8 protein-coding genes are annotated in these 6,392 nt (G+C 73.4%); 6 read left to right on the forward strand and 2 right to left on the reverse strand.

Annotation, left to right across the window (positions count from 1 at the left end; genetic code table 11):
* Positions 1 to 131: 131 nt before the first annotated feature.
* Positions 132 to 1,490, forward strand: a complete 1,359-nt coding sequence (locus tag IF47_RS0112085; protein ID WP_078591755.1) for a YibE/F family protein — start codon at positions 132 to 134, stop codon at positions 1,488 to 1,490.
* A gap of 28 nt (positions 1,491 to 1,518) precedes the next feature.
* Here IF47_RS0112085 and IF47_RS0112090 read toward each other — a convergent pair whose 3' ends face one another.
* A complete protein-coding gene (locus IF47_RS0112090) occupies positions 1,519 to 1,722 on the reverse strand; it encodes a DUF5326 family protein (RefSeq protein ID WP_031508707.1) in 204 nt (67 codons plus the stop codon).
* A 164-nt stretch (positions 1,723 to 1,886) separates the two neighbouring features.
* On the reverse strand, positions 1,887 to 2,204 hold the full coding sequence (locus tag IF47_RS0112095; RefSeq protein ID WP_031508708.1) for a cupin domain-containing protein: 318 nt from the start codon (positions 2,202 to 2,204) through the stop codon (positions 1,887 to 1,889).
* Between the two features lie 57 nt (positions 2,205 to 2,261).
* Between IF47_RS0112095 and IF47_RS0112100 the strand changes: the two genes are divergently transcribed.
* The 5 genes from IF47_RS0112100 (at position 2,262) to IF47_RS0112120 (ending at position 6,302) form a co-directional block, all read left to right on the forward strand.
* Entirely contained in the window at positions 2,262 to 2,639 is a 378-nt protein-coding gene (locus tag IF47_RS0112100; protein WP_031508710.1) for a phage holin family protein, read from the forward strand.
* A 47-nt stretch (positions 2,640 to 2,686) separates the two neighbouring features.
* A complete protein-coding gene (locus IF47_RS0112105; RefSeq protein ID WP_078591761.1) occupies positions 2,687 to 3,274 on the forward strand; it encodes a low molecular weight protein-tyrosine-phosphatase in 588 nt (195 codons plus the stop codon).
* 89 nt (positions 3,275 to 3,363) lie between these two features.
* Positions 3,364 to 4,239, forward strand: a complete 876-nt coding sequence (locus IF47_RS0112110) for a fructosamine kinase family protein (protein WP_281179466.1) — start codon at positions 3,364 to 3,366, stop codon at positions 4,237 to 4,239.
* Positions 4,240 to 4,387: 148 nt separating this feature from the next.
* Positions 4,388 to 5,533: a cystathionine gamma-lyase gene (locus IF47_RS0112115; RefSeq protein ID WP_031508714.1), complete on the forward strand. Its 1,146-nt coding sequence runs from the start codon at positions 4,388 to 4,390 to the stop codon at positions 5,531 to 5,533.
* Positions 5,534 to 5,792: 259 nt separating this feature from the next.
* On the forward strand, positions 5,793 to 6,302 hold the full coding sequence (locus IF47_RS0112120; protein ID WP_031508715.1) for an NUDIX domain-containing protein: 510 nt from the start codon (positions 5,793 to 5,795) through the stop codon (positions 6,300 to 6,302).
* Positions 6,303 to 6,392: the final 90 nt, after the last annotated feature.

A 6,392-nucleotide genomic window follows, 5' to 3' on the forward strand; every position in this document is an offset into this window, starting at 1 on the left:
GTCCCACGGAGGTCAGCGTCCTCTCAGCCCCGTGCTCGGAGCTCCCGCGGTGTGCAAAAGCGCCCCCACGCTAGCGGCTGATACCCGATGCGCGCCAGGGCGCCCCCACCTCGCCCTGGGATGATCGGGGCGTGGACTCTCCTCCTCGCTCTCCGTTCCCCCGCCCCTCACGGCCGCCCGAGCCCGACCACACGCCCGCGTCCGTGCCCGGTCACGGTCACTCGCACGCCCACCACCACGGGCCCGCCGAGCCCGTCTCGGCGCGGCTGCGCAGGATCATCGCGGTGGTGCTGGTGCCGTTCGCCGTGGCGGTGCTCACCGGGCTGGTGGTGCTGTGGCCCGGTGGGACGCCGGAGGGGAAGGAGGGGCAGAGCGGCGTCGGTTACGACCGGGAGATGTTCTCCGCACGGGTCACCGCGGTGGAGGAGGTGGACTGCGAGGACGTCAACGCCGCCGGTGGGCAACCCGGTCCGAGCGGGGGCGCGGCGGACGCGCCGCCGCGGGAAGGCGGCACGTGCCTGAAGGCGACCGTCGAGGTCACCGAGGGCGAGGACGCGGGCCACACGTTCCCGGAGATCGTCACCCCGGACGCCACCCGCCGCCTGGCGGCCGGCCAGGAGGTGGTGGTGGCCCACGCGCCCCAGGCGCCGCGCGAGTTGCAGTACAGCGTGGTGGACGTGCGGCGCACCGTCCCGTTGGTGGTGCTGGCCGCCGCCTTCGCGCTGGCGGTGGTGGTCGTCGGGCGGCTGCGCGGACTGCTGGCGCTGGTCGGGCTGGCGGCGAGCTTCGCGGTGCTGACGCTGTTCATCCTGCCGGCGATACTCCAGGGCTCCGATCCGCTGGCCGTGGCGGTGGTGGGGGGCAGCGCGATCATGCTGGCGACGCTGTACCTGTGCCACGGCGTCAACGCCCGCACCTCCGTCGCCGTCCTGGGGACGCTGGTGTCGCTGTTGCTGATCGGGGTGTTGGGTTCGGCGTTCATCGGCTGGGCGGAGCTGACGGGCAACACCGACGACCAGACCGGTCTGGTGCACACCCTCTACCCGGACATCGAGATCCGCGGCCTGCTGCTCGCCGGTGTGCTGATCGGCTCGCTGGGCGTGTTGGACGACGTGACGGTGACGCAGACCTCGGCGGTGTGGGAGTTGCGGCGGGCCGATCCCCGGGCGGGGTGGCGTCGCCTCTACGGCGCGGCGATGCGCATCGGACGCGACCACATCGCGTCGGTGGTGAACACGCTGGTGCTGGCGTACGCGGGTGCCTCGCTGCCGCTGCTGCTGTTGTTCTCCGTCGCGGAGAGCGACATGGGGACGGTCGCCGGCAGCGAGGTGGTGGCGGAGGAGATCGTGCGGACGCTGATCGGCTCGATCGGCCTGGTCGCCTCGGTGCCGGTGACGACGGCGCTGGCCGCGCTGGTGGCGGTGGCGGACCGCGGGGACGGCCGGGACCGGGCGCGGGGGAGGCGGGGGCGGCGTCGGGCGCGGCGCTGAGCCGCGCCCGCGGCGCCACCGACGTCCGTCAGGTGCCGGAGGAGGTGAACTTCCGCACCACGTAGACCAGTCCGCCGACCAGCGCGGCGAAGAGCAGCAGCTTGAAGAGCAACCCCAGGATGAAGCCGACGATGTTGGCGATCAGCCCTCCGAAGACGAAGATCGCGATGAGGGGGATCGCGACCCACTTCACCCACCACGGCAGCGCCGCGAAGATCCCCTTGACGTCCATGCCCGTTACCCGCTTCCTCGTGCCCGGTCGTTCCGGGGCCGCGGCCCTGTGCCGCGATCCTCTTCTCCGCCTCCGATGCTAGGCGGGCGAGGGGCCCGGCGGGAGACGCACCGGCCCCGGTCCTTCCCCGATCCGGCCCCTAGGGAACCCCGAGGCCGGGCCCGTCAGCTCTCCGGGGGCGAGAAGACCACCAGGACCCGCAGGTCCTCGGAGACGTGGTGGAACTTGTGCGGCACCCCGGCCGGCACGTAGACCACGCTGCCGCGCGCCACCTGGGTGGTCTCGTCCCCGACGGTGATCAGCGCCCGGCCGCTGACGACGAAGTACACCTCGTCCTGGCGGTGCGGCTGCTGTGGGTCGAGTTGGCCGCTGTCCAGGGCGTACAGGCCGACGGACATGTTCCGTTCGCGCAGGAACTGGAGGTAGGCACCCTCGTTGGCGGCCCGCTCCGCCTCCAGTTCGTCCAGCCGGAACACCTTCACAGGTACTCAACCCCTCACCGGTAGGCGGCCGTGTCCGTGTCTGGGACGATCTCGACCATGGTGAATTTCCTCGTCAAAACGATCGCCAACGCCGTGGCCCTGGCCGTCGCCGTGTGGCTGCTGGACGACATCACGCTCACGGGTGACGACACCGCCGACAAGACTCTCACGCTGGTCCTCGTGGCGCTGATCTTCGGTCTGGTCAACGTCGTGGTCAAGCCGATCGCGAAACTGCTCTCCTTCCCGGTGCTGATCCTCACGCTCGGCCTGTTCACCCTGGTGATCAACGCGCTGATGCTGCTGCTCACCTCCTGGCTCGCCGAGCAGGTGGACCTGGCCTTCCGCGTCGACGGTTTCTGGACCGCCGTGCTCGGCGGTCTGATCATCTCCATCGTGTCGTGGGCCGTGAACATGCTGTTGCCCGACGGTGACTGAGCGCGGAAGGTCGGGGGACATCGGCACGGCGCCGCCGAGGGGCGATGATGGAGGGCATGCGCACTCGTCCCTCCGACACCCCTGATCTTCCCGACGCCCCGCCCGGTGACGGCGCCCGTCCGCCGTACCGCGTCTGCTTCGTCTGCACCGGCAACATCTGCCGCTCCCCCATGGCCGAGGCCGTCTTCCGCGCCCGTGTGGAGGAGGCCGGGCTGGCGGACCTGGTGGAGGTGAGCAGCGCGGGCACCGGCGGCTGGCACGTGGGCGACGGTGCCGACCACCGCACGCTCACGGTGCTGGAGACGGCCGGATACGCCCTGGAGCACGTCGCGCGGCAGTTCCGCGGCGACTGGTTCGAACGGCTGGACCTGGTGATCGCCCTGGACGAGGGGCACCTGCGGGAGCTGAGGGCGCTCGCCCCCACCCCGCGGGACGCGGCGAAGATCCGGCTGCTGCGCTCGTACGCCCCAGGCGCGGACGCCGAGGGGTGCGACCTGGACGTCCCCGACCCGTACTACGGGGAGATGGAGGGCTTCGAGGAGTGCCTGGCCCTCGTCGAGGAGGCCGTGCCGAGGCTGCTGGAGGAGGTGCGGGCGGCGGTGGAGGCCGACGGGACCGCCGCCGCGCGGCCGTGAGCGGGACGTCCGACGCCATGGGGGCACCTCCCGGGTCCGAAGGACTCCGGATGGGGGCACCTCCCGGGTCCGAAGGACTCCGGGGGAAGGTGGCCGCTCTGACCGGAGCCTCGGTCGAGGAGATGCGGCCCGTGGGCGGCGGCGACATCTGCGACGCCTACCGGGTCGCGCTCTCCGACGGCCGCACCGTCTTCGCCAAGACCCTCCGTCCCGCCCCCGAGGGTTTCTTCGCCGCCGAGGCCACCGGCCTGGAGCTGCTGGCCTCCTCGGGGACGGTCGCCGTCCCCGAGGTGTCGGCCGTCGAGGAGGACGTGCTGGTGCTGGAGTGGGTCGAGCCGGGCCGGGCGGACGCCGCGCAGGCCGAACGGCTCGGCCGCGAACTGGCCGCCCTCCACGCCACACCGGCCCGCGCCTGGGGCAACCCGGACCCGTCCCGCCCCGCCTACCTCGGCTCGGTTCCCCTGCCCTCGCCCGCCGATCCCCCCGCCGCGCCGGAGGACTGGCCCGCCTTCCACGCCGAGTGGCGGCTGCTGCCCCTGCTGCGACGGGCCGTCGACGGCGGCGGGATCGCGGGTCGGGACGCCCGTGACGTGGAGCGGCTGTGCGAGGAGCTGTACGCCGATCCGGGAGACGGCACGGGCGTCTCCGGGCCGCCCCTGCCGCCCGCCGTCGTCCACGGCGACCTGTGGTCGGGCAACGTCCTGTGGTCCGCCGACGGCCGTGCCCGACTGATCGACCCGGCCGCGCAGGGCGGCCGGCCGGAGACCGACCTGGGGATGCTGGAGCTGTTCGGCTGTCCGCACCTGGAGCGGCTGCTGGCCGCGTACGAGGAGGTCGGCCCCCTGCCCGGCCTCCGGGCGCGGCTGCCGCTCCACCAGCTCCAGCACCTGCTGGTGCACGCCGTCCTCTTCGGCTCCGGTTACGGGGCCCGGTGCGGCGCGGCAGCCCGGGCCGCGCTCGGCTGAGCGGCGCGCGTACGCTCGAAGGCGCCGGCACGGCGGCCGGGGAGAACGGCGGTCGAGCGGTTGAGGGGAACGGCGATCGGGGAGAACGGCGGTCGGGAAGGCGCCGGTCGGAGGACGCCGGGCGGAGGACGAACGCGAGGAGCGGCACATGGCGGACGGCAGGCTCGGCGACGGCGACGGAACGCGGGTGGTACGGGCCGGGCTGCCCGAGGAGGAGCCGTACGCGCCGCCGATGCCGGGCCCCGTCCTCGCGGCGCACTACCACCTGCCCGGGGATCCGGCGGACGCCCCCTACACCTACGGCCGTGACGACAACCCCACCTGGGCGGCCCTGGAGCGCGCGATCAGCGAGCTGGAGGCGCCGGGTGACGAGGCGGCGCACACCACCGTCTTCGCGTCCGGCATGGCCGCGATCTCCGCGGTGCTGCTGTCGCGGACGAAGCCCGGTGACGTGGTGGTGCTGCCCTCGGACGGCTACAACCTGCTGGTCTCCATGCGGGAGCGCCTGGAGAGCCACGGCGTGACGGTCCGCACCGCCCCCACCGGCGGTGACGCGCAGTTGGAGGCGCTGGACGGCGCGACGCTGCTGTGGATCGAGTCGCCCTCCAACCCCGGCCTGGACGTGTGCGACATCCGCCGGCTGGTCGACGCCGCCCACGAGCGCGGCGCGCTGGTCGCCGTGGACAACACCCTGGCCACCCCGCTGGGCCAGCGCCCCCTGGCGCTCGGCGCCGACTACTCCGTGGCCAGCGGCACCAAGGCCCTCACCGGCCACGGTGACGTCCTGCTGGGCTACGTGACCTGCCGGGGCCCGGAGCCGGCGGCGCCGGTACGGCTGTGGCGGAAGACGGTCGGGGCCGTTCCGGGGCCGATGGAGACCTGGCTCGCCCACCGCTCACTGGCCACGCTGGAGCTGCGCACCGCCCGGCAGGCGGTCAACGCCCTCGCCGTCGCCGAGGCGCTGCGCGAACGTCCCGAGGTGCGCGACGTCCGGCATCCGGGGCTGCCGGGCGACCCGGCGCACGAGGTGGCCGTCCGGCAGATGCGGCGCTTCGGCTGCGTGGTCTCGTTCACCCTGCCGGACAAGGCCTTCGCCGAGCGCTTCCTGGCCGCGCTGCGGTTGGTGGGCGAGGCGACCAGCTTCGGCGGCGTGCGGTCCACGGCCGAGCGGCGCGGCCGGTGGGGCGGGGACGCGGTGCCGGAGGGCTTCGTGCGGATGTCCGTGGGCGTGGAGGACGCGGTCGACCTGATCGCCGACGTCCGGGCGGCGCTGGACGCCGCCGGGCGGGGCTGACGCGCCGGACGACCGGCCGGGGCACGGGCGCGCGAAAGGGCGCGGGCGGCTTGACGCTCCCCCCCTGGTGCCTCAAGCCGCCCCACGCGACGCGCGTGGAACGCGCGGGGTCAAGGCTAGTTGACCGAGCGTCATTGTCCAATCACGGCTGTCGATCATCGTGCGCGGTTCGGGCACGGTCGGGCGCGGCCGGGCAGGGCGGGACCGGGCGGGGTCGGGGTGAGGTTTCGCGCCCACCGCACCGGGCGAGACCTTCCCCATGACCGTCGACGCACGCCCTGTGGTCAAACGCACCGCCCGAGCCATCCTGTTCGACGACGACGAGTTGATCCTGATCAAGCGCACCAAGCCCGGTCGCGAACCGTACTGGATCACCCCGGGCGGCGGTGTCGAGCCGGAGGACGCCACCGTCGTCGACGCCCTCCACCGCGAACTGGACGAGGAACTGGGCGCGAAGGCGACCGACGTGGTCCCCGCCTTCGTCGACACCGTTCCCTACGACCCCGCCGAGGACCCGGACGCCGAGGACCCGAACGGCGCCCCCGGCGTGAAGGTGCAGCACTTCTTCGTCTGCCGACTGACCGGCATGGATCTCTCCCGCCGCCACGGCCCGGAGGTGGACGAGCCCCGCGGCGAGTACGAGATCGTCCGCGTCCCCTTCACCCGCGAGGGCATCGCCTCGGTGGAGATGGTGCCGCCCTCCCTCCGCGCCTACCTGGACGCCAACATCGAGGGCGTACGGGCCCTGCTCGCCCCGGACCTGGGCTGACAGTGAGGATGTGACGTGGTGACGTTGCCGGTGGGTCTGACTCTTGGGCTGACCGACGTTCTCGACTGTCCTGTTTGGGATTTGTCGGCC

The organism is Streptomyces megasporus (genome assembly GCF_000718985.1).
Lineage (GTDB): Bacteria > Actinomycetota > Actinomycetes > Streptomycetales > Streptomycetaceae > Streptomyces > Streptomyces megasporus.

What these genes read in the sequence shown, in the direction of transcription:
- IF47_RS0112115 (WP_031508714.1), top strand. Translation starts at nt 4,388, where the DNA reads ATGGCGGACGGCAGGCTCGGCGACGGCGACGGAACGCGGGTGGTACGG.
- IF47_RS0112105 (WP_078591761.1), top strand. Translation starts at nt 2,687, where the DNA reads ATGGAGGGCATGCGCACTCGTCCCTCCGACACCCCTGATCTTCCCGAC.
- IF47_RS0112100 (WP_031508710.1), top strand. Translation starts at nt 2,262, where the DNA reads ATGGTGAATTTCCTCGTCAAAACGATCGCCAACGCCGTGGCCCTGGCC.
- IF47_RS0112120 (WP_031508715.1), top strand. Translation starts at nt 5,793, where the DNA reads ATGACCGTCGACGCACGCCCTGTGGTCAAACGCACCGCCCGAGCCATC.
- IF47_RS0112090 (WP_031508707.1), bottom strand. Translation starts at nt 1,722, where the DNA reads ATGGACGTCAAGGGGATCTTCGCGGCGCTGCCGTGGTGGGTGAAGTGG.